Origin of the sequence: Microbacterium suwonense (assembly GCF_030296555.1) — a bacterium.
Classification (GTDB): domain Bacteria; phylum Actinomycetota; class Actinomycetes; order Actinomycetales; family Microbacteriaceae; genus Microbacterium; species Microbacterium suwonense.
The window spans coordinates 2,364,492-2,389,826 of record NZ_AP027728.1 but is presented as its reverse complement, the minus strand read 5'-3'; the positions used below and the strand labels follow the sequence as shown (position 1 = coordinate 2,389,826).

Genomic DNA, 25,335 nt, shown 5'->3' with positions numbered 1-25,335 from the left:
CGGGATCCCCAGGGGTAGAACGTGGGACTCCGTGTCACGGAGCCCGGGTGCGCGTTTCGGGTGGCGCACACCCGGCATCCTATCCAGACGTTCCGCGGCCCGTCGGGCGCGCGAATATCTGCACCCGGGCCGGAAACGTGCGTCAACAGCCCGACGTCACATGAGCTTCGTGGAGTGCAGCGCCTGCAGCATCCGCTGATTGCTGCCGATGAACGGCAGCCGCAGCGCCAGGCCCAGCAGCAGGGCGGGCGCGACGAACAGCGCCAGCCAGCCCAGCGACACCCAGTAGTCGCCTTGGTACACGCCCGCGATCGCCGAGCGCATCGCGTTCACCGCGTGCGTGGCGGGCAGGAAGGGGCTGATGTTCTGGAACCACTGCGGCAGCACCTGCAGCGGGTAGGCACCGCCCGAGCCGGAGATCTGGATCACCAGCAGCAGCACGGCCAGCGCCTTGCCCGCGTTGCCGAACGTCACCACGAGCGTGTAGACGATCAGCATGAACACCAGCGAGCTGACCCAGCCTGCGAGCAACAGCAGGAGCGGATGCTGCGGCTGCACCTGCGTGAACAGGATGCTGCCCAGGCACACGAGCGAACTCTGCAGGAAGCCGACGATCGCGAAGATCCCGAACCGGCCCAGGTACGTCTCAGCGGGGGAGAGCGGCGGAAGCGGTGAGTCCTCGCCCTGTGGCGGATCGACGCGGATGGAGACCGCCGCCAGCAGCGCGCCGACCCACAGCGCGAGCACGGTATAGAGCGGAGTCATCGCCGCTCCGAAGCTGACCACCGAGTACACCGGCACCCGGGTGAGACCGACCGGTTCGGCCAGAAAGGTGGCCAGGGACTTCGGGTCGGATCCGATCACCTTGTTCAGGTCACTCAGGTCGCCTGTGTCGATGGCCGTCGTCAGCGCGGCGTCCAGCTGGTCGAAGCGGTCGGCGGTCTCGGTGAGCGACTGCGAGATCCCGGTGGTCAGACCCTCGGCATCCGTCAGCGCGCCGTCCAGCGAACCTGAACCGGTGAGCGACCTGGCGGCGGCGGAGAGCTCGCCGCCGACCCGGTCGACGTCGCGTCCGATCGAGGCGAGCGTGCCGGCAAGAGCGTCGAGCTTGGGCTGCAGGCTGCCCGTGTACGCGCTGCGGGCGTCCTGCACGGCATCCTTCGCCTGCGCGATCAGCCGCGAGATCTCGGCGTGCATGGCCTGGCTGTCGGCATCGCCGTCGGCGATCTGCGTCGCACCCTCGGCCAGCCGATCCTGCAGTGCCTGCTCGCGGGCGATCGCGGCGTCGATTCGCGACACGGCCGCATCGAACGCGTCCAGCGTGTTCTCGGGAAGCAGCGGACGCACGGTGTTCACCAGGTCGTCGCGCAGCCTCTGGTGCTGATCGACCTGCGTCTGCACCCGGGTCGCGAGGGCCCGCAGCGAGTCGGCCGAGCTCGTCGCCTGCGCGTTCATCGACGCGAACACGTCATCGACGCTGTCGGCGACCGCCTGATAGCTGTCGACCGTGCCGGAGAGCGCGTCCCCGAGCGCGGACGTGGTCGAGGCGAGCACCTGCTTCAGTGACTGCGCGGCCTGCTTGCCGTCGCCCAGCGCGCCGGTCGCGTCGCGCAGGGCATCGCCGGAAGCGGATGCCAGACCCGAGGCGCTCTCGACCAGAGGACGGCTCGACGAGATCAGCGCGGTGAACATGTCGGCGGTGGAGGCCCCGGCCCGCTGCGCGGCAACCTCGCCGACGTGCGCCTGCAGGCGCGACAGCGCGACCTGGGTGTCGGCATCGTCGAGGTACGTCGACAGCGACGTGATGATGCCGAGGCCCGCCTCGCTGAGTGTCGATGTGAACGCCTCGTTGATGGTCGTGGCGACCTCGCCGGCACCCTGGCCCGTGATCTTCGGAGCCAGGGCGTTCTTCTTCTCGTTCGTGTAGTAGTCGATGCGGGTGCGCTCGGCGCCGTTCGCGTAGAACGTCATCATGTCTTCGCTGAAGGTGGGCGGCAGCACGATCGCGGCGTAGTAGTCGCCCGAGCGGGTGCCGTCGATCGCGTCGTCCTCGGTGGTGAAGACCCAGTCCAGGTCGTGGTTCGCGCGCAGCGTGGAGAGCACCTGCTCGCCCACGTTCAGGCGGATCGGCACGAGGTCGCTCTGATACCCCTCGTCGGTGCTGGCGACCGCGACCTTCAGGTTCTTCGTGTTGTCGAACGGGTTCCAACTGGCGATCACGTTGAACCACGTGAACAGCGAGGGGATCACGACCAGGCCGAAGAGCACGATCACCGCCATGACGCTGCTCGTGGCGCGGCGAAGATCGAAGCGGAGCAGCCGCAGGATGTTCCTCATGCCAGGCCCTGCCCTTCCCAGACGTCCTCGTCGTCGCGGTCATCCCTGGGTCGCGGAACTTGTCGAAGCGTCGCGTCGTCCTCGACCAGCGCCTGGCGCAGCGCGGCATCCGGCATCTCTCCCAGTGCGGATGCCTGCTCGATGCTCTGTCTGATGTACTCCAGCGTGACGAGGAGCGCGATCAGGATCAGGCACCACAGCGCCCACAGGCCGAGCATGGTCGCCTTGGCATCCGGCAGCAGCCACGCGGCGACGCCGATCACAGCTACCACCGCCACACCGACGATGAGCGTGAGTCGCAGCCTGGTGGGGTACCGCTCGGTGAACCTGCGGGCGCGCTCGGCGACCTGCGCGCGGTAGCCGTCGCCGTCGGTGAGCGCCCGGATGATCTCGGGCGTGCGGCGCCGCCCGGTGATCTGCACGTCTTCGTTGACGAACAGCTCGGACTTGGCGAGCCCGCGGTTGAACAGCAGCGCGAAGTTGCCCAGCCGGCGGCGCAGCAGCAGCCCGAGCGCGAACGCCAGCACGACGTAGATCGAGAGCGTTCCCATGGCACGCCACCAGGCGCCGTCGGAGAAGCCGCTGATGGTCTCGCGCAGCGCATCGATGCCGTAGGTGAACGGCAGGAACGGGTACAGCCCACGGAAGAAGTCCGGCATCATCTCGATCGGGTACAGGCCGGATGCCCCGGGGATCTGGAAGATCACCAGCAGGATGCACAGGCCCTTTCCCACGTACCCGAAGCACACCGAGAGCGCGTAGATGATGCTGAGGTATGCCAGCCCGATCAGCACGCTGGTGCCCACAAAAGCGAAGGCGTTCACCGTCTGCACCCCGATGAACAGGTTGCCCACCGAGACGAGCACGGCCTGGCACACGCCGATCGCCGCGAACAGCATCCAGCGGCCGAGGTAGGCCTGCCGCACCGAGATGCCCTCCACACCCTCGGTGTCGACCTCCAGGCGGAAGATCACCATCAGTACGAATGCGCCGATCCACAGCGTGAGGTTCGTGAACAGCGCGGCCATCGCCGAGCCGTACGTCTTGGTCGGGAACAGGGCGTTCTCGTGCACCTCGACGGGTGCGGCCATGAAGGTCGCGATCTGTTCGGGGTCGAGCCCGCTGATCGTGCCGAGACGCTCCCAGATGTCAGCCGTGCTCAGCGCCAGCACGTCGGTGCGCACGCTGCCGAGGCCCGACTCCGCGGTCGCGAGGTTGCCGTCCAGCGCGTCGAGCGCGGTGCTGGTCGAGACAAGCTGGGTCTTCAGGCCAGACAGCAGGTTCTGCGCCTGCGTGATCTGGGTGCGCTGTGCGTCGAGAGCCGCCGAGAAGCCGTCGGCGCCGGCCGACAGCGCCGACATCGCGCTGTTGAGGTCGGGGACGCTCTTCGCCAGCGCATCGCGGATCGCACCTGCCGAGGTCGCGGCCTGCGAGCTTGCGGCGTTCACCTTGTCGCCCGCCGTCTTGACCGAGCCGATCGTGTTCGTGACGTCGCCGTTGAGCGCCTTCAGGTCGTCGAGCACCTGCTGATCGTCGGCATTGCGCTGCTGAAGGTCGTCGATGGCCTGGCGCAGCTGCTGCGCGGCCTCGGAGCCGGGGTCGGTCTGATCCAGCACGGACTGCAGCTGGTCCAGCGCAGTGCCGTTCGCCTTGACCACGGCCGACAGATCGTCGATCGCGGTGCCGACCGCCACATTCGCCTGCTGCAGGCCGGCCGACAGCGTCGAGATCGAGGCGTTCATCTTCGCGGACGCGTCAGAAATGAGCGTCGTGGCCGAAACGTATGCGGAGGTGACCTTGTCGGTGACGGTGAGCAGTTCCTGCTGCGCCTCGGCGGCGAGGCTTTGCGCCTGCGCGACAGCGGTCTGCACCCTGCCGAGCGTGCCGTCCACCGTGCGCAGGGTGCCGGCAGCGCTGTCGAGTCGGTTCTGCGCATCCGTCAGCCCGCTCTGCAGCTCGGTGATGCGGCCGCGCGCGGATGCGACCTCCGCGACGGCGTCGTCGAGGGCGGTGACCGAGCTGTCGCGCGCGTCGCCGAGCCTGTCCTCGACGTCGATGCCGGCATCCTTCAGCTGTTCGGTGACAGCCTGCGACACCACCGAGACGAACGTGCTGTTGATCTGCGTGTCGAGCGTGGAGGCGCCCACATCGGTGATCTTCGGGGCGATCGCGCTCGCCTTCTCGTTCACGTAGTACTTCAGGTCGGGGCGCACGGGCGTTCCGGTGGTGATGCTGATGAGGTCGCGGCTGAAATCCTGCGGGATGATGATCGCGGCGTAGCTGCGGCCGCTGCGCACGAGATCCATCGCCTCGTCCTCATCGACGAAATCCCAGCCGAGCTCGTCGTTCTGCGTGAGCTGATCGACCAGCTCGCCGCCCACATCGATGCGGCCGGTCAGCTCGGAGGATGCCCCCGCGTCCTGGTTCACGATGGCCACGCTGACGTGCTGAGTGCTCGAGTACGGGTCCCAGAACGCCACGATGTTGAACCAGGCGTACAGCGAGGGCGTGACGATCACGCCGATGATGATGATCCACGCCTTGCTCACGCGGGCGAGTCGCCGGAGATCGCGACGCAGAACGCTCCACACGGTGGGAGATGCTGCCCTCATGCGACGCCCTCGGCGATGTCGGGGTGCGCGGCGAGCAGCGCGTCGGCCTCGCGCCACGAGAGCCCGGCGATGCTCAGAACGGTGCGGACGGCGATGTTCTCGGTGTCTGCCTTGCTGGCATCCGCTCTGGCCACGACGGTGCGCGCCATCTCCTCGATCAGGCGGGCGAGGGCCTCGGCGGCGAGGTCGGTGCGGAAGCTGCCGTCGCCCTGACCGCGGCGCACGAGATCCGCGACGGCGCGGCGAAGCGGGGCGAGAGCGCGGGCGGTGTGCTGCACGTGCGCCTCGTCCAGAGCCAGCGCGGCGATGAACTGCACGTGCGCGGCCTCCTGCCACAAACGTGCCGCCAGGCGCGCGAGGACCAGCTGGCAATCGGCATCCGTGATCGACTCCGCAATCGCGTTGAAGCGTTGCGCGCCCGCCGAGATGAGTTCGCGGATCAGGGCGTCGCGATCGTCGAAGTGCCCGTACAGGGTGCGACGGCTCAGCCCCGCGCTGCGCGCGATCACGTCGACCGACGCGTACGGGTCGGCGGCCAGCGCGGTGCGCGCGGCATCGAGGATGCCGGCGCGGTTGGCGCGGGCATCGGCACGGGGCGTGCGGACGGTAGGCATGCCTCCAGGATAATTATGTTGCACAGCTATGTGCAAGTTAGTTCGGCGGACTCACAGCATCCGGGCATCCGACGTCCTGCGGTGACGCATCCGCCGTCCTGCGGTGATACAGAACGGCCCCCGAAGTGTTGCGGGACGCTGCGTGTCAGTCGGTGCCGGAGTCGAAGGCGGCGCCCTCGGATGCCGCATCCACGGCCTCGGCGAGCTCGCCGTCGGCGGAGTCGGATGCCGAGATCTCGCCCGCCTCGCCGGCGGTGACCCGCCCGACCAGCTCGCCGGTGGCGCCGCCGACCAGGCCGAGGCCGGCGTACTGCTCCAGGCGCGAGCGCGAGTCGGCGATGTCGAGGTTGCGCATGGTCAGCTGGCCGATGCGGTCGACCGGGCCGAAGGCCGCGTCCCCGACGCGCTCCATGGAGAGCTTCTCGGGGCCGTACGACAGGTTCGGCGAGACGGTGTCGAGGATCGTCCAGTCGTCGCCGCGGCGCAGCCGGATGGTGACCGTGCCCGAGATGGTCAGGCCCACCCAGCGCTGGATCGACTCGCGCAGCATGAGCGACTGCGGCTCGAGCCAGCGGCCCTCGTACATCAGCCGGCCCAGGCGGCGACCCTGCTCGTGGTAGGTGGCAAGGGTGTCTTCGTTGAGGATGCCGTTGACCAGGCGCTCGTAGGCGATGAACAGCAGTGCCATGCCGGGGGCCTCGTAGATGCCGCGCGACTTCGCCTCGATGATGCGGTTCTCGATCTGGTCGCTCATGCCCAGTCCGTGGCGGCCGCCGATCCGGTTCGCCTCGAAGACGAGCTCGACGGGATCGGTGAACTCCACGCCGTTCAGGGAGACCGGGCGACCGCCGTCGAATGTGATGGTGACGTCCTCGGTGTCGATGGCGACCGAAGGATCCCAGTACTTCACGCCCATGATCGGGTCGACGCTCTCCAGCGACACGTTCAGGTGCTCCAGGGTCTTCGCCTCGTGCGTGGCACCCCAGATGTTGGCATCCGTGGAATAGGCCTTCTCGGCCGAGTCGCGGTACGGGAAGCCGTGCTCGACGAGCCACTCGCTCATCTCCTGGCGTCCGCCCAGCTCGGTGACGAAGTCGGCGTCGAGCCACGGCTTGTAGATGCGCAGGCGCGGGTTGGCGAGCAGGCCGTAGCGATAGAACCGCTCGATGTCGTTGCCCTTGTAGGTGGAGCCGTCGCCCCAGATGTCGACGCCGTCCTCCTTCATGGCGCGCACCAGCATGGTGCCGGTGACGGCACGGCCCAGGGGAGTGGTGTTGAAGTAGGTCTTGCCGCCGGAGCGGATGTGGAAGGCCCCGCACTGCAGGGCGACCAGGCCCTCTTCGACAAGGGCGGTCTTTGCGTCGACCAGGCGCGAGATCTCGGCGCCGTACTCGAGCGCACGCCCGGGGATCGCCTCGATGTCGTCCTCATCGGGCTGCCCGAGGTCACCGGTGTAGGTGCAGGGGATGGCGCCCTTGTCGCGCATCCACGCGACGGCGACGGAGGTGTCAAGACCACCGGAGAACGCGATGCCGACCTTTTCGCCGACAGGGAGGGACTGGAGCACCTTGGACATGGCTTCAAGTGTATCGGCGTGCGGCGTGTCGCCTGTTCGGGTTGCGAGGGGACGGATGCCGGTGGCGACGGATGCGAATCGGGGGCCGACACGCCAGATGTCGGACGTTCTTACGGGATCCGTCCGACATCTGGCGTGTCGGCCGACGGGGTGCGCGGCTGGCGGGGTGCGCGGGTGGGGGCCGGCGGGGTGCGCGGGACGGGCGGGGTGCGCGGGTAGCCTGGGCCACATGGGTGAAGCAATCCTGTGGGGAAGCGTCGCCGCATCGCCGCTGCTCGTGGGCGCGGCGCTCGCCCTGCTGCGCCAGTGGCCACCGCGGCTGCTCGGCATCATCCTCGGCTTCGGAGCCGGCGCGCTGATGGCATCCATCGCCTTCGAGCTGTGGGAGCAGGGCCTGCAGCTCGCCGGCCCCGTCCCCTCGTGGCCGGCGTCGCCGCCGGTGCTCTCTGCTATTACGCCGCCGCGCGCATCCTCGACGCACACCAGGCGAAGGCGAACAAGGATGCCGGCGGCGGATCGCTCGCCGTGGGCGCGCTGCTCGATGGCATCCCGGAGCAGCTCGTGCTCGGCATCGGACTCGCCTCGGGCGAGGGCGTCGGCGTCGCACTCGTCGTCGCCATCCTCGTCTCGAATCTCCCGGAGTCGATCGGCTCGGCATCCGATCTGCTCGCCTCTGGCATGCGCAAGGGGCGCGTCGTGCTGCTGTGGACGGCGGTCGCGATCGTCTGCGCGCTGGCGACGGTCGCAGGATTCGCTCTGACGGATGCCGTCGGCCCCGGCTTCCGCGCCGCTGCGAACGGCTTCGCGGCGGGTGCGCTGCTGGTGATGCTGGTGGACTCGATGGTTCCTGAGGCGCAGTCCAAGGCCAAGGAGTCCACGGGTCTCGCTACTGTCATCGGCTTCGCCGTCGCTGCAGGGCTCGCGCTCGCGGCCTGACCCGACCGGGATCATGGCGCGCCCTTCGGGAGGACTTCTCACGGATGGGAGGAAGGCTCGCCCAGGATCCTCCTCCCGAGCGGGGGTTCTCCTCCCAAGCGGGGCTCGAAGGGCTTCAGCCGCGGCGCAGGTCGGCGAAGCGTTCGCGGAGCGGATGCTGCGTCCCCAGCCCCGCGAGAGCCACGGCGCCATCGAGGCCGGAGCCGATCGGCGGCACGAGGCGGGCACCCGGTCGTTCGGCGCGCAGGGATTCGGTGAACGTCGCGCGGATCAGGTCCGAACCGAACACGCCGCCGATGGCTCCGACCGCCGCGTCAGTGGGGGCGTCGACGACGCGCAGCGCCGTGGTGGCGGCCAGAGCGAGCTCAGCGGCGGCGGAACGGCAGATCCGTGTGGCCACCTCGTCGCCGTCCGCAGCGAGTGCCGCCGTCGGCGCGGCGAAGGATGCCACGGTGCGCACCCGGTCGTGCGAGGCCTGCAGGGCGGTGTACGCGGTCGACAGATCGGGCCAGCGCTCCTGCATGACGGCGGTCAGAGCGGTGGCAGGGCCGCGGCCGTCGAAGGCGCGCATCACGGCATCCAGCGCCTCGCGTCCGATCCAGTACCCGCTGCCCGCATCGCCCATGATGTACCCCCAGCCGTCGACACGGGTGGAGTGCTCGGGGCCGACGCCGAGGGTCACAACCCCCGTTCCAGCCGCGACGACGGCGCCGTATCGGTCGCCGAGCACACCGAGGAAGGAGGTGACCGAGTCGTGCGTCACGACCACGCGCGAGACGTCGGCGAGCGACGGATGCTGAAGCAGAGCCTCGGCCTCGGCCTCGGCATCCGTGAGCCCGGAGACGCCGAAGGTGACCGTGCGCGGCGCCGCACCCGCTTCGCCGGTCACCGACGACACCACGGCCGTGAGCTGCTGCAGCAGCGGGCGATCGGTCAGCACCCCGGGGAACAGCTGCTCGCGCTCAGTGCTGCCGTTCGAGATCAGTCTCGTCTTGATCCCTGTCTGCCCAGCGTCGATTGCGAGCAGCTCGGGAACGCTGTGGGTGACGTCTGACATACGTGCGGACTCCTGGTGATGGATGAGCCGAGGCGATTGCGGCAGATGCCAGCGTACCGGCGCAGGGGCCCACCTGCATCGACGTCGAGGCCCTGTGCGATCGCCTCACCGGAAAGGAGGGCCGGTCGCGGCCGACCGGCTCGCGCTACCCTCGATCGCAAGCCCATCGACATCGTCGCAGTGACCCTCGAGGAAGTGCCATGACAGCGCCCACGCACATCACGGAACGCAACGGCTCCTCGCGAATGCTGCTGGTGGATGACATCCGGCCCTATCCCGAGCAGATCAGATTCACGCTCAACCGTCTGAACGGCACGTCGTTCTGGGCGTGGAGCCTGTGGCGGGCACCCGAGGGTGCAGACCTGCTGGAGTCGCTGCCGGCGTCCGACGAGTACATCCACTGTGCGGGAACGGCCGATGCGCTGACGATAGAAGTACGCAAGACGGATGCTGCGGGAACCGCTCAGCAGTACGTGGTCGGCAAGCCCGGAGCCGGTGTGGACGCCGGGCCAGCTGCCGTCATCCGGTGGGACGACGGCCGGCACAGCACCACCGTGCGCCCGAACGAGGTGTTCACGGCCGACGAAGCGGCCGAGGTGTTCACGGCCTACCGGCTGCAGGGCGCGGTGCCCGACGGGTACGCGCTGCGCGCCCTCGACCTGGCTTGAGCTCTCAGAAGCCGGGATAGTCCCCGAGCCTCTCCTGGTACTCGGCGCGGTCGGCCTCGGGAAGAACCTGACGGGCGAAGACGACCAGCTGCACGCCCTCCAGCGGCTCGCCGTCCTGCTTGCTGAGCGCCTCGCGCTGCTGACGGAACTCACCGGTCGGATCGTTCGACAGGTCGTACACGTAGGCGTAGAACCGCAGCGGCTCGGGGTAGGTGTCGCTGTAGTACTCCCAGGTGTGCTGCCGTGCCGGGTCGCTGGAGCCGTACAGCTTGGCGACCATGTCGTCGGAGATGCCCGAGCCGGTCTCGTTGAGCGGATACAGCCGCGGCATGCCGCGCTGGTCCAGCACCTGGTCGATGGCGCGCATCACGTTGCGCTTGCGCTGATCGTCCCGCACCGGCTGCTCGGTGGTCCACACCGTCGAGGTGTACCTTCTGAGCATCGACTCCCCGCCGTAGCCGTTGCGCTCGGGGCTGATGTCCACCGCACCCGACTGCACCCAGGTGTAGCCGTACTCGTCGGTCAGACGTCGGCGCACCTGCGCCATCAGCTCGTCGCCTTCGGCCTGCACGTCCTCCAGCGATGGCCCGTTGAGGACGTCGTAGTTCGGAACCCCTTGACGCCCGGATACGCCTCCTCATGCTTCTGCTTCTCGGTCTTCGTGCCGTCGTAGGCGTGCGTGGCCGCCGAGCGCAGCGCCCCCATCGCGCCGACCGTCGCGACGTTGAAGACCAGCGTGACCGCGAGGGCGATCGCCCCCAGCATCCGTCCCGCCGGAGTCAGCAGCGCGGCGACGATCACCCCGATCACCACGAACTGCAGCACGATCATCGACGCGCCGTACACGGCATCCGTCCCGCCCGCGCCCATCAGCAGCAGCAGGACCAGCACGAACAGCACGGTCGCCGAGAGGGCGACCAGGCCCAGCACGCTGACGGTCTTCTTCTCGGCATCCGGTGCGGCGTAGCTGACCTCGCCGGATGCCGGGATGAGCCCCGCGGCGGCATCCAGCCCGGTCGAGGCGCGCCGTGCGCCGTGATAGCCGCCCGGCGGGGGCAGCGGCGGGGCACCGTCGGCGCCGCCCAGGTACGCGTTGCGCTGTTCTACCACGGCTTGTCCGTTCCGACGCCGGTGCCCTCGTCGTCGCCGCGCAGCTGATCCTCGCGCTCCTGTGCGCCCTCGTTCAGCTTCTTCTCGATGTCGTCGAGGTCGCTCTGCGATGGCTGGTCCTGCTGCGTGCTGTCGTCCGGCTCGGGCTGCGGGTTCTGATCGGGATCCTGCTGGCTCTGCTGCTGCTTCTCCTGCTGACGCTGCTGGTTCTCGTCCAGGGTGTCGCTCATGTCGCGGTCCGGGTCGGGCGACTGGTCCTGCGCATCGCTGCTGCTGCACTCGTCCGGCGTCTCCACCGTGATCTGCAGCGCCTCGCCGTAGAGCTCCGTCGCGCGCGCGGCATCGCCGTCGGCCTGCGCCGCGTCGCCCTGCCGTTCGATCACCAGTGACAGATTGATGCGCACGTAGCAGACCTCGAGGCCCTCGGCCAGCGGCAGGGCGCGCTCCAGCTCGGCGCGCGCCTCGGGAAGCTTCTCGGCCCCCGCGAGTGCCGTGCCGATGTTGTACGGAGCCTTGAAGGGCTCGAACCAGTTGACGACGTCCTGACCGCGGGCGGCGGACTCCGACTCGGCGTAGCCGGCCGACACGAACGCGCTGATCGACTGATGCGCGAAGGCGTACATGCTCAGCAGCTTGCCGACCAGCAGCAGGGCAGCGAGCGTCAGCGGCAGGGTCCCGATCGCGACCCAGCGGCGGATGCTGCGGCGTCGCCGGTTCGCAGCGAGCAGCGCCGCCGCGGCGTCGGCCGGCGTGGGAGTCCCGTCGGTCATCGCGCACCTCCCTGACCCGGACCCCGAGCCAGGCCGCGCAGCCGGGCGATGAGCATGGCTGCGCGCGCGAGCTCCACGGCGACCAGCGCGATCAGCACGAGGGCGGCGATCCAGTACAGCTCGATCACGTTGCCGACCTCGCCGGAGGCGGCGTAGTCGGTGGTGCTTCTCGGCGCCTCGGGCAGGGTGATCTCGGCATCCGCCGACCGGTGCTGGTATTCGACGCCCAGCTGCTCGGAGATCTTCCGCAGGTTGTCCTCGTCGATCACCGACATGGCCCGCTCGCCCTGGTACTCGATGTAGTCGCCGCCGGCGTCATCGGTGCGACCGGTGGTCCGCTTCATCGGCCCGCCCTCGGCGGTGCCGTAGCCGAGCACGACCCCGCCGTCGACGTACTTGGCGCTGCTCGCGAACGACTCCGGATCGCGGGACGCGGTCTGCTCGCCGTCGCCGAGGTAGAACACCATGCGGCTGCGGTCGGGGGAGGCCTTCGCGGCGGCGGAGAGGGTGTCGGCCAGCATCCGGTTCGCGATGCTGATCGACGACCCGCGCGACTGGTCGGTGATCTCGGGGAGCATCACGTCCAGCGCAGACATCAGCGCCGTGGCATCCGTGGTCAGCGGCAGGCGCAGCTGCGCCGCCGCGTCGAAGCTGATCAGCGAGAACCGCGCTCCGGGATACTCGTCGACGATGGATTGCACATCGGCGCGCACCCCGACCAGGCGCGGCTGATCGCCGTCCCAGTCCTCGGCGATGATGCTGGCCGTGGTGTCGACGACGATCACGATGTCGGTATCGGTCGCGAGGGTCTGGGAGGTGCCACCGGGGATGCCGGGGCGCAGCAGCATCGCGAACACCACCACGATCATCCCCAGCCGCAGCGCCCAGATCGAGCGCGGCGCCCCCGCGCCGGCCTTCGAAGGCCTGATCAGCGCTCGGACGACGATCACCGTCGGCGCTGCGCACAGCAGCACCAGCAGCACCGGATGCAAGACGGGTTGGAGGATCACAGTCTCACCCTCCACAGCAGCACCAGGAATCCCAGGATCGCAACGAGCATCAGCGCGATCGCGAGGTTCGGGGTGTCGACCTGGACCACCTGCGCCTGTCCCTTCAGCGCCGTCGCCTCCTGCTTCTGGATCTCGGTGATGATGTCCGCGACCGTGGTCGTGTCGCGCAGCGCGTACGACTGCCCGCCGGTCAGCTGGGCGGCCGCCACGAGCTGAGCGCTGACCTCGGCATCCTTGCCCTGCACCGGGTTCAGCGCGAAAACCCGCACCTTCTTCGACTTGGCGTACTGTGCGGCCTCTTCGAGAGTGAGGATCGAGGCGCCGGCGAGCTCGTTGTCGGTGGCCAGGATCACCGAGCGGCTGCGCTCGTCGTCGGCGTGGTCGAAGCGCATCGTGCAGGCGGCCAGGCCGTCGCCGATGAGCGAGGCGCCCGGGCCGTTGAGCGTGCCCACCCAGTGCTCCGGCGTCTGGTCGCGGTAGTCGAAGCTGGAGCGGATGTTCTTGAGCTGCTGCGCGATGAACGGGTAGTCGTCGGTGAGCGGGAAGACCTGCACCGGGGAGCTGTTGAAGATCGTCAGACCGATCCGCTCACCCTGGAAGCCCTTCAGCAGCTCCTCGAACACGCCGAGCACCTCGACGTCGACGTCGGACATCGAGCCGGAGACGTCCAGGCAGAGCATGATGTCGCGGCTGGTGTTCACCGGGTGGATGGTCTTCGGCGACATGGGGCGGGCGGCCACCACGCCGCCCAGGAGCACGGCGATCGCGCCGACGACGAGGATGCCGGAGAGCAGGCTCATCCGGCGGCGCACCGAGGCGCGGAACGACGGCAGGGTGCGCAGCCGTTCGGCGCGGGAGACGAGTGCCGAGGGCGCGTTCTCGGCGCGTTCGCGACCGCGCAGACCGAGCAGGATGCCGAGGAGCAGCGCCACGACCAGCGCGCCGAGTGCGACGAGGATCATCCACCAGGTGTTCAGTGCCATGCGATCACCTCAGCGCCAACTCTTCACGACGGTGCGCGCGGCCTCGGCGCCGTAGATCGGGTCGATGGCGGGGCCGCGTTGAAAGATGCTGGGGTAGTAGTGTCGGCGGATCGCGTCGATGAGCGTGGGATCGACGCCGCGCGCGATCAGGTCGTCCAAAGCGAGCACCGGCGCCTCGAGCCCGGAGTACTCGTTCACGAAGCGGCGCACCAGACGGCTGAGCTCGAGATTGGCGCGCTTCGGGTCCATATTCCGTGAACGGTATGCATCTTCGATGCGCTGCACATCATCGAGGTACTCGGCGCGCAACCGGCTGAGCACCTCTTCGGTCGGAGGGGCAAAGGTGGCCGTTCCCGGCAGGGTGATGCGGCGACGAGGGCGGGTGAGGACGATCAGCAGCCAGGCGGCGCCGGCGAGCAGCAGCAGGATGCCGATGGCCAGCAGGATCCAGCCCCAGCCGTACTGCACGGGAGGGTAGAGGTCGTCAGAGGCGGGCATGCGACCTCCGATTCAGCATCGCCAACAGCGTCGGCACCGCGGCATCCTGACCGCCGAACTCGGCATGCGTGATCTCGTTGCGGCGCAGCACATCGTTGCGGTGCGCGGTGTCGGCCGCCTCCTGCGCGGCGAGCTCGGCCATCACCTCGGCGTCACCGTGCACGAAATCGGGAATGGCCCAGCCGGTGTCCACGTCGCGGCGGTGCGTGAGCCCGGCGCCCGGGGCGTTCGCGGGATCGACGAGCCGGTCGAACATCCCGGGCCGGCCGCCTGCGACCACGATCTCGGCATCCCGCACCGTCAGCCACAGTACGTCGTGCTGCACCTTGAGCCTGCGCAGCAGACGGTCGGTGTCGGCGGTCATCGGCGCCTCGTCGGTCACGATCACCACGATCGAATGGCGCGAGATGTTGCGCGCCGTGTAGCTGAGCAGCGCGTCACGATCGTTGGGCGCGTCACTGGCGTCGATGGCGGCGCTGATCGTGCGCAGCGCGTGCTCGAGCGCGCCCTCGGTTCCCCCGGGAGGGAGCCGGCGGACACGGGAGGCATCGCCGTAGATCATCGAGAAATCGTCGCCGTGGCGCACCGTCAGAAATCCGAGGGCACCGGCGATCAGCACCGCGAGGTCGCGCTTGGGCCGTTCGTCCTCGGCCAGCGCTTTCATGCCGCGCCCGGCATCGACCAGGAACAGTACGGTGTGCATCCGGGTCGCCTTGGTGCGCTTGATGAGCGGCTCGCCCTGCTTCGCGGTCGCACGCCAGTCGATGTCGCGCACCTGATCGCCGTACTCGTAGGGGCGCAGATCCTCGAAGTCGAGGCTGCGCCCGCGCAGCAGCGATGCGTAGGCGCCATCGAGCGCGTGCATCGACTTCTGCGTCGAGCGAATGAAGAGCTTGCTCTTCACCTGGGTGATCAGGCTGGTCATCAGTGCTCTGTCCGGGTTGGGAACGGGCCGGTCAAGGGGTGGGCACCGAGGCGAAGATCTGGTCGATGATCTCCTCGCTGCGCACGCCTTCGGCATCCGCTTCGAAAGTGAGCAGCACCCGATGGCGCAGCACCAGGTGGCGCAGCGCGCGGATGTCCTCGGGCAGCACGTGGGTTCGGCCGTTCAGGAGCGCCAGCGCGCGGGACGCCTGCAGGAACGCGATGCTCGCACGCGGGCTCGCACCGTACTTGATGAAGCGGGCGCGCTCCTCGCCGATGTACGGAGCGGGGTTGCGGGTGACATATGCCAATTGCACGATGTAGTTGCGGATCGCCGGGTCGATGTACACGCGGCCGGCGATCCGCTGCAGCTCCTGCACGTCGTCCAGCGAGATCACTCCCGGCACGTGGCGGTCGGGGTCGAGCACGCCCGAGTCGATGCGCCCCAGGATCTCGAACTCCTCGGCCGGGCTCGGGTACTCCACGATCTCCTTGAGCAGGAACCGGTCCATCTGCGCCTCGGGCAGCTCGTAGGTGCCCTCCTGCTCGATCGGGTTCTGCGTGGCGATCACCAGGAACGGCCGAGGCAGTGCGTGCACCTCGCCGCCGATCGTGGTCTGCCGCTCCTGCATCGCCTCGAGCATGGCCGACTGCGTCTTCGCGCTGGAGCGGTTGATCTCGTCGAGCAGCACGAAGTTGGCGTGCACCGGGCCGAGCACGGTGCGGAAGGTGCCGGTCGCGGCGTCGTAGATCTGGCTGCCGGTGATGTCGCTGGGCAGCAGGTCGGGGGTGCACTGGATGCGCTTGAAGCTGGCCTTCACCGTGTCGGCCAGGGTGCTGGCGGCGGTGGTCTTCGCCAAGCCCGGAACCGATTCGAGCAGGATGTGGCCGCCGGAGATCAGCGCGATCAGCAGGCTGCTGCGCAGGCGGTCCTGGCCGACCATCTTCGTGGTGTACGAGTCGGTGATGATCTTCAGGATGCGCTGCGCACGGGCGAGGTCGTCCGGTGTGGCGCCCGACGGGGATCCCGAGGACTGGGGCGCCGAGGACGCAGGTGCTGAGGGCTGGGACGCCGAGGACGCAGGTGCTGAGGGCTGGGATGCTGAGGGCTGGGACGCTGCGGGCGGCGGCGCGGCAGCCGTCGCCTGCGCCGGGCGGGCGTCAGCGGGCCGAGGGGGAGTGCCGGGCACCGAGGTGACGGGCGGTGCCGGTGCGGGCGGGGGCGGGGGCGCGGACGAGACCGCTTCATGCCCTTCGGGCTGCTCGGTCCAAGGGAAGTCGGTCATCTGTCATCTCCTCGCGCGTCGGGGAACCGACGACCACCGCTGATCCCCCGGTACAGGGTAACCGGCGCATCGTGCACCCGACTGAGTGCGGACCTCGCGATCAGCGATCAGCGACGGACGGTGGTCGAACGGGCCGGAAGTTTCCACCCCTTCCCGGGTGGCGCATCGAGGGCCTAGCGGGCCTGCACCTGGTGCACGAAGCCGATCAGCAGCTCGCGGCGAGCACGGACGGTGCAGCCGGATCCAGCGGTGCCGGCGCGGACGGGGTCCCGTCTGCATCCGACGAACCCGGCTCCGACGTCCCGGGGGAGGCGTCTCCGGCGGAGGAATCTCCCGGGGCTGTTCCTCCGGCGCCCGGCCCGGCACCCCCATCTTGCTCATCCGCTGCAGAGATCAGCATCCGCTGCATCGATCGATGCAGCAGATGCTGAGAAGTGCCGCGGATGCGGAGGTGCCGGTCATCCCGCGACCGAAGCGCCGGAAGCGGATGCCGAAGCGGACGCCGCGCGCCGGCGCGACACCCCGACGACGCCGGCGCCCACCGCGAGGATCGCGACGGCGATGCCGACCACGTAGCCGGCCACGCCGAGATAGCCGCCCGCGGTGATGTGCGGGTTCAGGAAGGGGTACGGGTACCAGTACGGGTCACCGGTGCCAGGTGCGACGATGAGGTTCGCACGCAGCAGCGTGTAGAGGGCCCAGACGAGCGGGAACGTGGCGATCACCGCGACGACGGGCCACGACAGCATCCGTCGCTTCGGCGCGAGCAGCACGTCGGCCAGCAGGAACAGCGGGATGACCACGTGCAGCACCTCGTTCGACCAGCCCAGCGTCGTCCCCTGCGGCAGCTCTACGCCGCGCAGCAGAAGGTTGTACACGATGCCGGTGACGATCATGTAGGTGGCGATGCAGGCGAGCGACACGGCGAGCCAGCGCGGCTCAATCGCGGCATCCCGCCCTCGCGTCCATGCCCAGACCGCGGCGATCGCGAGGACAACCGCCGCCCCCAGGTTCGAGAGGATCGTGAAGAAGCTGAAGAAGTTCGTCGCGACGGTGGGCAGGTGCGAACCCCACTCCGTCTGCGCGTGCACGGCGATGCCGAGCGTGAGTGCGAGCTGCCCGATGATCGCGGCGAAGCCCAGAGCGGATGCCGTGAGCCGGGCCCATGGCCACCAGGTCGTCAGGGCGAAACTCTACTGACACGGCACCCTTCGGTAGGATGGACTCGCCCGTTCGGGCCAGCTCATCTGCCGGTGCAAACCCGGCGAACAGCGTGCAGTACCAGGGGTACCCCATGCCAGGAATCGTGATCGTCGGCGTCCAGTGGGGCGATGAGGGCAAGGGCAAGGCGACAGACCTGCTCGGTGAGCGCACCGACTGGGTGGTGAAGTTCAACGGCGGCAACAACGCCGGGCACACCGTCGTCGTCGGCGACGAGAAGTACGCGCTGCACCTGCTGCCCTCCGGCATCCTCACCCCCGGCGTCACCCCGGTGATCGGCAACGGCGTCGTCGTCGACCTGGAGGTGCTGTTCAGCGAGCTCGAAGCGCTCTCCGCCCGTGGTGTGGATGTCTCGCGTCTCAAGGTGAGCGCCAACGCGCACCTGATCACCCAGTACCACCGCACGCTCGACAAGGTCACCGAGCGCTTCCTCGGCAAGCGCAACATCGGCACCACCGGCCGCGGCATCGGCCCCGCCTACGCCGACAAGATCAACCGGGTAGGCATCCGGGTGCAGGATCTGTTCGACGAGAACATCCTGCGCCAGAAGATCGAGGGCGCCCTCGATCAGAAGAACCACCTGCTGGTGAAGGTGTTCAACCGGCGCGCTATCACCTGCGACGAGATCATCGAGGAGCTGCTCGCCTACGCCGAGAAGCTGCGGCCGATGGTCGCCGACACGGGTCATCTCGTCGATGAGGCCCTCGACCGTGGCGAGGTCGTCGTCTTCGAGGGCGGTCAGGCCACCATGCTCGACATCGATCACGGCACCTATCCGTTCGTCACTTCCTCCACCGCGACTGCGGCGGGCGCGGCATCGGGCTCGGGTGTGGGCCCGAACCGCCTGGACCGCATCGTCGGCATCGTCAAGGCCTACACGACCCGCGTCGGCTCGGGCCCGTTCCCGACCGAGCTGTTCGACGAGAGCGGCGACTGGCTGCGCAAGCAGGGCTTCGAGTTCGGCACCACCACCGGCCGGCCGCGCCGGGTGGGCTGGTACGACGCGCCGATCACCCGCTACGCCACGCGCGTGAACGGCATCACCGACCTGGTGCTCACCAAGCTCGACATCCTCACCGGCCTGGAGCGGATCCCGGTGTGCGTCGCCTACGACGTCGACGGAACGCGCTTCGACGACGTGCCGGTGAACCAGACCGACTTCCACCACGCCAAGCCGATCTACGAGTACTTTCCCGGCTGGAGCGAGGACATCTCGACGGCGCGCTCCTTCGAGGACATGCCGCAGAACGCGCAGGACTATGTGCTGGCGCTGGAGAAGATGAGCAACACCCGCATCTCGGTCATCGGCGTGGGCCCCGAGCGCGAGCAGGTCATCGTCCGCCACGACCTGCTCGACTGACCCTCTCAAGCCCGTCTATATGGCGCGCGTGCACGGATTTCGGGCGTAAAGCGGGCTTAAGCGCCAAATAGACGGGCAGGAGAGGGGCGGGAATGACACGGTTCTGGGTCGGCGGGTACGGCGACGACATGCAGGGGGATGCCGAGGGCATCGGCTTCCTCTCCGTCGATGAGGGGCGTGGAGCCTCGACCCTCACCTACCGTGGGGTCGCGGCGCCGGTCGCCTCACCGTCGTGGCTCGCACAGCACCCCTCGCTCGACGTCGTCTACGCGGCACTTGAGGGCGCGGGAGAGGTGCAGGCCTTCGCCCGTTCCGGAGAGTCGTCGCTGCATCCGCTCGGCCCGGCGCTCGCCGCAGGCGACTCGGTCTGCCACCTCGCGGTCTCGCCCGTCGGACGGATGCTGATCGCCAGCTGCTACGGCGACGGGCGAGTCGTGCGGTACGGCATCGCCGACGACGGACGGCTCGTGCCCGCAGCTCCCGACAAGGCCGCAGCACTGCGTGCCGCCCTGTTCGGTGAGGAGGCTTCGGAGAACGAGACGGATGCGGCGGCAGCATCAGACCCCTACCCGACCCCCGCGGGGGACGAACCCCGCGACTCGCACGCGCATTCGGCGGTCTTCCTGCCCGGCGGGCGCATCGCCACCACCGACCTCGGCTTCGACCTGGTGCGCATCTGGCGGGCATCCGGCACCGGCCTGACCATCGACCACGAGGTCGTGCTGCCGCGCGGCACCGGCCCCCGGCACATGGTGATGCACCCCAGCGGACACTTGCACGTGGTGACCGAGTACTCCTGCGAGGTGTTCACCCTGGCATCCGCCCGCGACGGCAGTTGGAGCCTGGCATCCGCGACCACCGCCTCGCCGATCGCCCAGGTCGGCGTCGACTTCCCCGCCGAGCTGGCGCTCTCCCGCGACGGACAGACCCTGTACACCGCACTGCGCGGCAGCAACACCGTCTCGGCACTGCGCGTGCGCGGCTCCGGCGAGACCGTCGAGCCGCTCGCGCTCGCCGACTCCGGGGTCGACTGGCCTCGTCATCACCTCGTGCACGAGGGTGTGCTGCTGGTCGCCGGGCAGCGTTCCGGCACGGTCGCCGCGATCGACCTCGACGAGCGCACCGGCGCCCCGCGCGAGGTGCGGCACACCGCCTCGGCCCCCACGCCGACGGCGATCCTGCCCGCGCGCTGAGGATCGGCATCCGTCGCGAGCCGCATCCCACCTCGCACCCCGCACCAGCACCCCGTGACACGCCCACCGAAGCGCGCAAGACTGGAGCGTATGAGCGACGAATACGACCTCATCGTGCTGGGTGGCGGGCCGGTCGGCGAGAACGTGGCCGATCGGGCCGTGCAGGGCGGGCTGACCGCCGTGATCGTGGAGAGTGAGCTGGTCGGCGGTGAATGCTCCTACTGGGCGTGCATGCCGTCGAAGGCGCTGCTGCGGTCGGCGCAGGCGCTGCGTGCAGCCCAGCAGGTGAAGGGCGTCACCGGCGGCGCTCTGAACCCGGCGGAGGTGCTCGCCCGCCGCGACTCCTTCGCCGCGCACTGGTCGGATGACGGCCAGGTCGACTGGCTGAACAGCGCCGGCATCGACCTGGTGCGAGGCCATGGCCGCCTGAGCGGCGAACGCGAGGTGACGGTCGCGACGGACGACGGAGAGCGCGTGCTGCGCGCTCGGCACGCGGTCGCGATCAGCACCGGCACGGATGCCGCGATCCCCGGCATCCCGGGCCTGGCGGATGCGAAACCCTGGACCAGCCGCGAGGCGACCAGCGCCCAGCACGTGCCCGAGTCGCTGGCGATCATCGGCGGTGGCGTCGTCGGGGTGGAGATGGCCACCGCGTACGCCGGCCTCGGATCGACCGTCACCCTGATCGCCCGCAGCGGACTGCTCGGGAGCATGGAGCCGTTCGCCGGCGAGCTGGTCGCGGACGGGCTGCGCGGTCTGGGCGTGGACGTGCGGCTGAACGCCACGACATCCGCAGTGCGTCGCGACGGCGACGCGGTGACGATCACGGTCGGCGAGGGCGAGGAGATCGCGGCATCCGAGGTGCTCGTCGCGACCGGACGGATGCCGCGCACCGGCGACATCGGGCTGGAGGTCGCCGGTCTCGAACCGGGCCGGTCGATCGACGTCGACGATACGATGCGGGTGCCCGGTGTCGACTGGCTGTACGCCGTCGGCGACGTGAACGGGCGTGCGCTGCTGACCCACCAGGGCAAGTATCAGGCGCGGGCGGCCGGCGATGCGATCGCGGCACGCTCGCGCGATGAGGTGCTCGCCGACCAGGCCTGGGGTCGGCATGTCGCCACGGCGGATCACGCCGCGGTCCCTCAGGTGGTGTTCTGCGAGCCCGAGGTCGCGTCGGTCGGGCTGACAGCGGATGCCGCGCGCGCGGCCGGCCATGAGATCGAGGTGGTCGACTGCGACCTCGGCGCGGTGGCGGGGTCGAGCCTGCACGCCGACGGATACACGGGCAGGGCGCGCATGATCGTCGACACGGAGCGGGAGGTGCTGCTCGGGGTCACCTTCGCCGGTCCGGATGTCGCCGAGCTGCTGCAGGCGGCGACCGTCGCGGTCGCCGCCGAGGTGCCGATCAGTCGCCTCTGGCACGCGGTGCCCGCCTACCCGACCATCAGCGAGGTGTGGCTGCGGCTGCTGGAGAAGTACGGACGGCAGTCGGCCTGAGGCCGGCATCCGGATCGGGTGCAGAAGGCGACGGATGCCGAAGATCGGCGAACCCGGGAAGTTTCTGAGTCACCCCCGCGTTGTCGGACGTGTCGCCTACGCTCGAAGAGAGGCCAGGAGGTACGCATGAAGGCAGTACTCGAAGGAACCGTGATCGCCGAGGCGGACGATGCCGAGACGATTCTGATCGAAGGCAACCACTACTTCCCCGCCATCTCGCTGCGGCGCGGTGAGCTCGTGGAGAGCCCGACGGAATACACCTGTCCGTGGAAGGGCGCGGCCCAGTACTACTCGCTGGTGCTCGACGGACGGACGCACACGGATCTGGCCTGGGCGTACCCGACACCGTATCCGACCGCGATCGAGAAGGTGGGCCGCGACTTCTCCGGCTATCTCGCCTTCGACCCCAGCGTGCAGGTGGGCCCGTAGGCCGCGGCGGATGATCGAGTTCACATCGGTCTCGAAGCAGTTTCCCGACGGCACCCTGGCGGTCGAGGACTTCAGCCTCGTGCTCCCCTCGCGCAAGACGACCGTCTTCGTCGGGTCGTCCGGATGCGGCAAGACCACCCTGCTGCGCATGATCAACCGCATGGTCGAGCCCAGCAGCGGCACCGTCGCGATCGACGGCGAGAGCGTGCTCGGCGGAGACCCCGTGCAGCTGCGGCGTCGCATCGGCTACGTCATGCAGAACTCCGGGCTGATGCCGCACTTCACGGTGATCGACAACGTCGCCACCGTGCTGCGGCTGAACGGCGTGAGCCGCCGCGAGGCGCACGGCCGGGCACGCGAGCTGCTCGGAACCGTGGGCCTGGACACCGAGCTCGCCGACCGGTACCCCAGCCAGCTGTCCGGCGGACAGCAGCAGCGCGTCGGCGTGGCGCGTGGCCTGGCCGCCGACCCCAACATCCTGCTCATGGACGAGCCCTTCGGCGCGGTCGACCCGATCGTGCGCGCCGATCTTCAGCAGGAGCTGATCCGCCTGCAGCACGAGCTCGACAAGACCGTGGTGTTCGTGACGCACGACATCGACGAGGCCTTCCTGCTGGGCGACCAGGTGGTGATCCTCGACAAGGGCGCGCGGATCGTGCAGGTCGGCAGCCCCAGCGAGATCATCGAGAACCCGGCCGACGAGTTCGTCGAGGCATTCATCGGCGCCGAGCGTGGGCGTCGGGCGCTCTCGCTCAAGCAGACCGCTCGGGGCACGGTGGTGGTGGATTCCGAAGGGCGCACGCAGGGTGTGCTGCATGATGCGATCGCCTCGGGTGGTGAGGGAACCCCGTGACCTGGGTCCTCGACAACCTGGATCTCATCCTCGACCGCACGACCGATCACCTGCGGCAGAGCGTGATCCCGATCGTGCTGGGCCTGATGCTGTCCATCCCGTTGGGCTGGGTCGCCTGGCGGTTCCGCCTGGTGCGCGGACCGGTCATCGTGCTCACCGGCCTGCTGTACACGATCCCGTCGCTGGCACTGCTGATTCTGATGCCGGCCGTGTTCGGGTACTCGGCCACCGATGAGCCGAACCTCGTGATCGCCCTGACCATCTACGCGATCGCCATCCTCGTGCGTGCGGTCGCCGACGGGCTGGACTCCGTCGATCCCGACGTGCGCCAGGCTGCGACAGCCATGGGCTATGCCGCTCCGCGGCGCTTCTTCGCGGTCGAGCTGCCGCTGGCAGGTCCTGTGATCCTCGCCGGGCTCCGCGTCGCGGCGGTCAGCACGATCTCGCTGGCCACCGTCGGCATCCTGGTCGGCGTCGAGAACCTCGGCTACCTGTTCACCAACGGCCTGCAGCGGCGCATCATCGTCGAGGTGCTCGCGGGCGTGCTCGCGGTGGTCGTGATCGCGCTGGCCATCGACGCGCTGCTCGTGCTGCTCGGGCGGATGCTGATGCCGTGGAGCCGCGCTGCGGCGGGATCGGCCGGTTCACCGAAGGGCCGCAGCATGGGCCGTGCCCCTCTGAGGTCAGCCGCATGAACCTGCTCGCCGATGCCCTCGCGTGGCTGTTCTCCCCGAACGGATGCAGGGGCAGTACGCCCTGCCCGTGCTGTTCGGACAGCACCTGCTGTACACGGTGATCTCGGTGGCCGTGGCCGCCGCCATCGCGCTGCCGGCAGGCTGGCTGATCGGCCACACCGGCAAGGGCCGGGAGATCGCCGTCGCCATCTCCGGCGCCGCGCGTGCCGTACCGTCGTTCGGCCTGCTGGTGCTGCTCGTGCTGCTGCTCGGTGTGCTGCGCACGCCCCTGGCCGCAGTGATCACCTTCGTCCTGCTGGCCATCCCCTCGCTGCTGGCCGGCGCGTACACCGGCTTCGAGGCGATCGACCGGCGCACGGTGGACGCTGCCCGGGCGATGGGCATGACCGAATGGCAGATCTTCACCAAGGTGGAGCTGCCGCTGGGCATGCCGCTGCTGGTCGGCGGCATCCGCTCGGCCCTGCTGCAGGTCATCGCCACCGTCACCATCGGCGCCTACGTCAACCTCGGCGGCCTCGGGTGGCCGATCATCCAGGGCATTCCGCTGGGCCGATTCGACCAGGTGCTCGCCGGCGCCCTGCTCGTGGCCGTGTTCGCCCTCATCGTCGACCTGCTGCTCGCCCTCGCCCAGCGCGCGGTCGTGCCCGTCGGCATCCGAACCTCGAATCCGCCAACCGACCTCGGCGATCGACGTGCTGCACGACGCGCGTCGGCCGTCGCCTGAACCGCACCATCCTGTAGGAGGCACATCATGACCACCCCACGAAAGTCCCGTCTCGCGCTCGCCGTCGGCGTCGCGTTCGCCGCGTCGCTGGCGCTCGCCGGATGCGGCAGCAGCAATCCCCTCGACGAGCCCAGCAGCGATGACGGCGGCGGCAGCAGTGACACCATCGTCGTCGGCTCGCAGGCGTACTACTCGAACGAGATCGTCGCCGAGATCTACGCGCAGGCACTGGAGAATGCGGGATTCGACGTCGACCGGAAGTTCAACATCGGCCAGCGCGACGCATACATGCCCGATGTGGAGTCCGGCAAGATCGGCCTGTTCCCGGAGTACACCGGAAACCTGCTGGAGTACCTCGATGAGGACGCCACCGCCACCAGTCCCGACGATGTGTACGTCGCGCTGCAGAAGGCGCTGCCCGACGGCCTGACCGCGCTCGACTATGCGGATGCCAGCGACCAGGACACCTACACGGTGCTGAAGTCCTTCGCCGACGAGAACGGCCTCACCACGATCGGGGACCTGTCGAAGCTGACCACGAAGCCGACGCTCGGCGGCTCGCCCGAGCTGGAGCAGCGTCCGTACGGCCCGGCCGGCGCGAAGGATGTCTACGGCGTGGATCTGGGCTTCTCCGCCACCGGCGAGAGCACACTCGAGTCGCTGCTGGCCGGTCAGGTGCAGGTGGCTGACATCTACACCGCCAGCCCGGCTTTCCAGACCGAGGACATCGTGGCGCTGGAGGATCCGGAGAACATGATCCTCGCCTCGAACGTGGTGCCGATCGCCTCCAGCGACCTGGCTGACGAGATCGCGAAGGTCATCAACCCGGTCAGCGCCGCGCTCAGCGCCGAGGACCTGGTGGACATGAACGTGCAGTCGACCGTGGATCAGGCCTCGGCGAAGGACATCGCCGCGAAGTGGCTGAAGGACAACGGGCTCGACTGAGCCCCGGTGCCCATGGGGTTAGTCGGGCTAAACT

24 protein-coding genes are annotated in these 25,335 nt (G+C 69.1%); 10 read left to right on the top strand and 14 right to left on the bottom strand.

Annotation, left to right across the window (positions count from 1 at the left end):
- Positions 1-156: 156 nt before the first annotated feature.
- The 4 genes from QUE33_RS11880 to argG all read right to left on the bottom strand — a co-directional run bounded on the left by QUE33_RS11880 (position 157) and on the right by argG (position 7,139).
- Positions 157-2,337, bottom strand: a complete 2,181-nt coding sequence (locus QUE33_RS11880; protein ID WP_286300289.1) for a YhgE/Pip domain-containing protein — start codon at positions 2,335-2,337, stop codon at positions 157-159.
- Positions 2,334-4,886, bottom strand: coding sequence for a YhgE/Pip domain-containing protein (locus tag QUE33_RS11875; RefSeq protein ID WP_286300287.1), 2,553 nt, complete (start codon positions 4,884-4,886; stop codon positions 2,334-2,336). Before QUE33_RS11875 ends, QUE33_RS11880 begins: the two co-directional genes overlap by 4 nt.
- Positions 4,887-4,945: 59 nt before the next feature.
- Positions 4,946-5,563, bottom strand: coding sequence for a TetR/AcrR family transcriptional regulator (locus tag QUE33_RS11870; RefSeq protein WP_286300286.1), 618 nt, complete (start codon positions 5,561-5,563; stop codon positions 4,946-4,948).
- Between the two features lie 145 nt (positions 5,564-5,708).
- Positions 5,709-7,139, bottom strand: a complete 1,431-nt coding sequence (gene argG, locus QUE33_RS11865; protein ID WP_286300285.1) for an argininosuccinate synthase — start codon at positions 7,137-7,139, stop codon at positions 5,709-5,711.
- A gap of 420 nt (positions 7,140-7,559) precedes the next feature.
- On the opposite strand from argG, the gene QUE33_RS11860 reads away from it, so the two are divergent.
- Complete coding sequence (locus tag QUE33_RS11860) at positions 7,560-8,075, top strand: ZIP family metal transporter (RefSeq protein ID WP_286300284.1); 516 nt, start codon at positions 7,560-7,562, stop codon at positions 8,073-8,075.
- 115 nt (positions 8,076-8,190) lie between these two features.
- Here QUE33_RS11860 and QUE33_RS11855 read toward each other — a convergent pair whose 3' ends face one another.
- Positions 8,191-9,132, bottom strand: coding sequence for an N-acetylglucosamine kinase (locus QUE33_RS11855; protein ID WP_286300283.1), 942 nt, complete (start codon positions 9,130-9,132; stop codon positions 8,191-8,193).
- Positions 9,133-9,332: 200 nt separating this feature from the next.
- On the opposite strand from QUE33_RS11855, the gene QUE33_RS11850 reads away from it, so the two are divergent.
- Positions 9,333-9,800 carry a hypothetical protein gene (locus tag QUE33_RS11850; RefSeq protein WP_286300282.1) on the top strand — a complete coding sequence of 156 codons (468 nt, stop codon included), beginning with the start codon at positions 9,333-9,335 and terminating at the stop codon, positions 9,798-9,800.
- A 4-nt stretch (positions 9,801-9,804) separates the two neighbouring features.
- On the opposite strand, the gene QUE33_RS11845 is transcribed toward QUE33_RS11850, so the two are convergent.
- From QUE33_RS11845 to QUE33_RS11805, 9 genes are all read right to left on the bottom strand, one after another.
- Positions 9,805-10,371 carry a hypothetical protein gene (locus QUE33_RS11845; RefSeq protein WP_286300281.1) on the bottom strand — a complete coding sequence of 189 codons (567 nt, stop codon included), beginning with the start codon at positions 10,369-10,371 and terminating at the stop codon, positions 9,805-9,807.
- Positions 10,347-10,910, bottom strand: a complete 564-nt coding sequence (locus QUE33_RS11840) for a hypothetical protein (protein WP_286300280.1) — start codon at positions 10,908-10,910, stop codon at positions 10,347-10,349. Before QUE33_RS11840 ends, QUE33_RS11845 begins: the two co-directional genes overlap by 25 nt.
- Positions 10,904-11,680: a hypothetical protein gene (locus tag QUE33_RS11835; protein ID WP_286300279.1), complete on the bottom strand. Its 777-nt coding sequence runs from the start codon at positions 11,678-11,680 to the stop codon at positions 10,904-10,906. The genes QUE33_RS11840 and QUE33_RS11835 overlap by 7 nt, the downstream gene beginning before the upstream one ends.
- Positions 11,677-12,690, bottom strand: a complete 1,014-nt coding sequence (locus tag QUE33_RS11830) for a VWA domain-containing protein (protein WP_286300277.1) — start codon at positions 12,688-12,690, stop codon at positions 11,677-11,679. The genes QUE33_RS11835 and QUE33_RS11830 overlap by 4 nt, the downstream gene beginning before the upstream one ends.
- The gene (locus QUE33_RS11825; protein ID WP_286300275.1) at positions 12,687-13,673 is read right to left on the bottom strand and encodes a VWA domain-containing protein; all 987 of its coding nucleotides are present in this window, start codon (positions 13,671-13,673) and stop codon (positions 12,687-12,689) included. Before QUE33_RS11825 ends, QUE33_RS11830 begins: the two co-directional genes overlap by 4 nt.
- A 9-nt stretch (positions 13,674-13,682) precedes the next feature.
- Positions 13,683-14,171 carry a hypothetical protein gene (locus QUE33_RS11820; protein WP_286300274.1) on the bottom strand — a complete coding sequence of 163 codons (489 nt, stop codon included), beginning with the start codon at positions 14,169-14,171 and terminating at the stop codon, positions 13,683-13,685.
- Positions 14,158-15,096: a DUF58 domain-containing protein gene (locus QUE33_RS11815; protein ID WP_286300273.1), complete on the bottom strand. Its 939-nt coding sequence runs from the start codon at positions 15,094-15,096 to the stop codon at positions 14,158-14,160. The genes QUE33_RS11820 and QUE33_RS11815 overlap by 14 nt, the downstream gene beginning before the upstream one ends.
- A gap of 31 nt (positions 15,097-15,127) precedes the next feature.
- On the bottom strand, positions 15,128-16,381 hold the full coding sequence (locus QUE33_RS11810; protein ID WP_286300272.1) for an AAA family ATPase: 1,254 nt from the start codon (positions 16,379-16,381) through the stop codon (positions 15,128-15,130).
- Positions 16,382-16,839: 458 nt separating this feature from the next.
- The gene (locus QUE33_RS11805) at positions 16,840-17,472 is read right to left on the bottom strand and encodes a Pr6Pr family membrane protein (RefSeq protein WP_286300271.1); all 633 of its coding nucleotides are present in this window, start codon (positions 17,470-17,472) and stop codon (positions 16,840-16,842) included.
- A 203-nt stretch (positions 17,473-17,675) separates the two neighbouring features.
- Here QUE33_RS11805 and QUE33_RS11800 point away from each other — a divergent pair, with 203 nt between their 5' ends.
- The 8 genes from QUE33_RS11800 (at position 17,676) to QUE33_RS11765 (ending at position 25,301) form a co-directional block, all read left to right on the top strand.
- Complete coding sequence (locus QUE33_RS11800) at positions 17,676-18,962, top strand: adenylosuccinate synthase (protein WP_286300270.1); 1,287 nt, start codon at positions 17,676-17,678, stop codon at positions 18,960-18,962.
- A 92-nt stretch (positions 18,963-19,054) separates the two neighbouring features.
- Positions 19,055-20,155 carry a lactonase family protein gene (locus QUE33_RS11795; protein ID WP_286300269.1) on the top strand — a complete coding sequence of 367 codons (1,101 nt, stop codon included), beginning with the start codon at positions 19,055-19,057 and terminating at the stop codon, positions 20,153-20,155.
- Positions 20,156-20,245: 90 nt separating this feature from the next.
- The gene (locus QUE33_RS11790; protein WP_286300266.1) at positions 20,246-21,655 is read left to right on the top strand and encodes a dihydrolipoyl dehydrogenase family protein; all 1,410 of its coding nucleotides are present in this window, start codon (positions 20,246-20,248) and stop codon (positions 21,653-21,655) included.
- Between the two features lie 126 nt (positions 21,656-21,781).
- Positions 21,782-22,084 carry a DUF427 domain-containing protein gene (locus tag QUE33_RS11785; RefSeq protein WP_286300264.1) on the top strand — a complete coding sequence of 101 codons (303 nt, stop codon included), beginning with the start codon at positions 21,782-21,784 and terminating at the stop codon, positions 22,082-22,084.
- 10 nt (positions 22,085-22,094) lie between these two features.
- Positions 22,095-22,937 (top strand): ABC transporter ATP-binding protein, encoded by an 843-nt coding sequence (locus QUE33_RS11780; protein WP_286300263.1) that lies wholly within the window; start codon positions 22,095-22,097, stop codon positions 22,935-22,937.
- The gene (locus QUE33_RS11775) at positions 22,934-23,632 is read left to right on the top strand and encodes an ABC transporter permease (RefSeq protein ID WP_286300262.1); all 699 of its coding nucleotides are present in this window, start codon (positions 22,934-22,936) and stop codon (positions 23,630-23,632) included. The genes QUE33_RS11780 and QUE33_RS11775 overlap by 4 nt, the downstream gene beginning before the upstream one ends.
- Positions 23,633-23,654: 22 nt before the next feature.
- Positions 23,655-24,356 (top strand): ABC transporter permease, encoded by a 702-nt coding sequence (locus tag QUE33_RS11770; protein ID WP_350226458.1) that lies wholly within the window; start codon positions 23,655-23,657, stop codon positions 24,354-24,356.
- Between the two features lie 27 nt (positions 24,357-24,383).
- Positions 24,384-25,301, top strand: coding sequence for an ABC transporter substrate-binding protein (locus QUE33_RS11765; RefSeq protein ID WP_286300260.1), 918 nt, complete (start codon positions 24,384-24,386; stop codon positions 25,299-25,301).
- Positions 25,302-25,335 lie beyond the last annotated feature (34 nt).

Coding starts and splice junctions, on each gene's coding strand:
- QUE33_RS11880 (WP_286300289.1), bottom strand. CDS start 2,337: ATGAGGAACATCCTGCGGCTGCTCCGCTTCGATCTTCGCCGCGCCACG.
- QUE33_RS11870 (WP_286300286.1), bottom strand. CDS start 5,563: ATGCCTACCGTCCGCACGCCCCGTGCCGATGCCCGCGCCAACCGCGCC.
- argG (WP_286300285.1), bottom strand. CDS start 7,139: ATGTCCAAGGTGCTCCAGTCCCTCCCTGTCGGCGAAAAGGTCGGCATC.
- QUE33_RS11855 (WP_286300283.1), bottom strand. CDS start 9,132: ATGTCAGACGTCACCCACAGCGTTCCCGAGCTGCTCGCAATCGACGCT.
- QUE33_RS11850 (WP_286300282.1), top strand. CDS start 9,333: ATGACAGCGCCCACGCACATCACGGAACGCAACGGCTCCTCGCGAATG.
- QUE33_RS11835 (WP_286300279.1), bottom strand. CDS start 11,680: ATGACCGACGGGACTCCCACGCCGGCCGACGCCGCGGCGGCGCTGCTC.
- QUE33_RS11825 (WP_286300275.1), bottom strand. CDS start 13,673: ATGGCACTGAACACCTGGTGGATGATCCTCGTCGCACTCGGCGCGCTG.
- QUE33_RS11820 (WP_286300274.1), bottom strand. CDS start 14,171: ATGCCCGCCTCTGACGACCTCTACCCTCCCGTGCAGTACGGCTGGGGC.
- QUE33_RS11815 (WP_286300273.1), bottom strand. CDS start 15,096: ATGACCAGCCTGATCACCCAGGTGAAGAGCAAGCTCTTCATTCGCTCG.
- QUE33_RS11810 (WP_286300272.1), bottom strand. CDS start 16,381: ATGACCGACTTCCCTTGGACCGAGCAGCCCGAAGGGCATGAAGCGGTC.
- QUE33_RS11800 (WP_286300270.1), top strand. CDS start 17,676: ATGCCAGGAATCGTGATCGTCGGCGTCCAGTGGGGCGATGAGGGCAAG.
- QUE33_RS11795 (WP_286300269.1), top strand. CDS start 19,055: ATGACACGGTTCTGGGTCGGCGGGTACGGCGACGACATGCAGGGGGAT.
- QUE33_RS11790 (WP_286300266.1), top strand. CDS start 20,246: ATGAGCGACGAATACGACCTCATCGTGCTGGGTGGCGGGCCGGTCGGC.
- QUE33_RS11785 (WP_286300264.1), top strand. CDS start 21,782: ATGAAGGCAGTACTCGAAGGAACCGTGATCGCCGAGGCGGACGATGCC.
- QUE33_RS11780 (WP_286300263.1), top strand. CDS start 22,095: ATGATCGAGTTCACATCGGTCTCGAAGCAGTTTCCCGACGGCACCCTG.
- QUE33_RS11765 (WP_286300260.1), top strand. CDS start 24,384: ATGACCACCCCACGAAAGTCCCGTCTCGCGCTCGCCGTCGGCGTCGCG.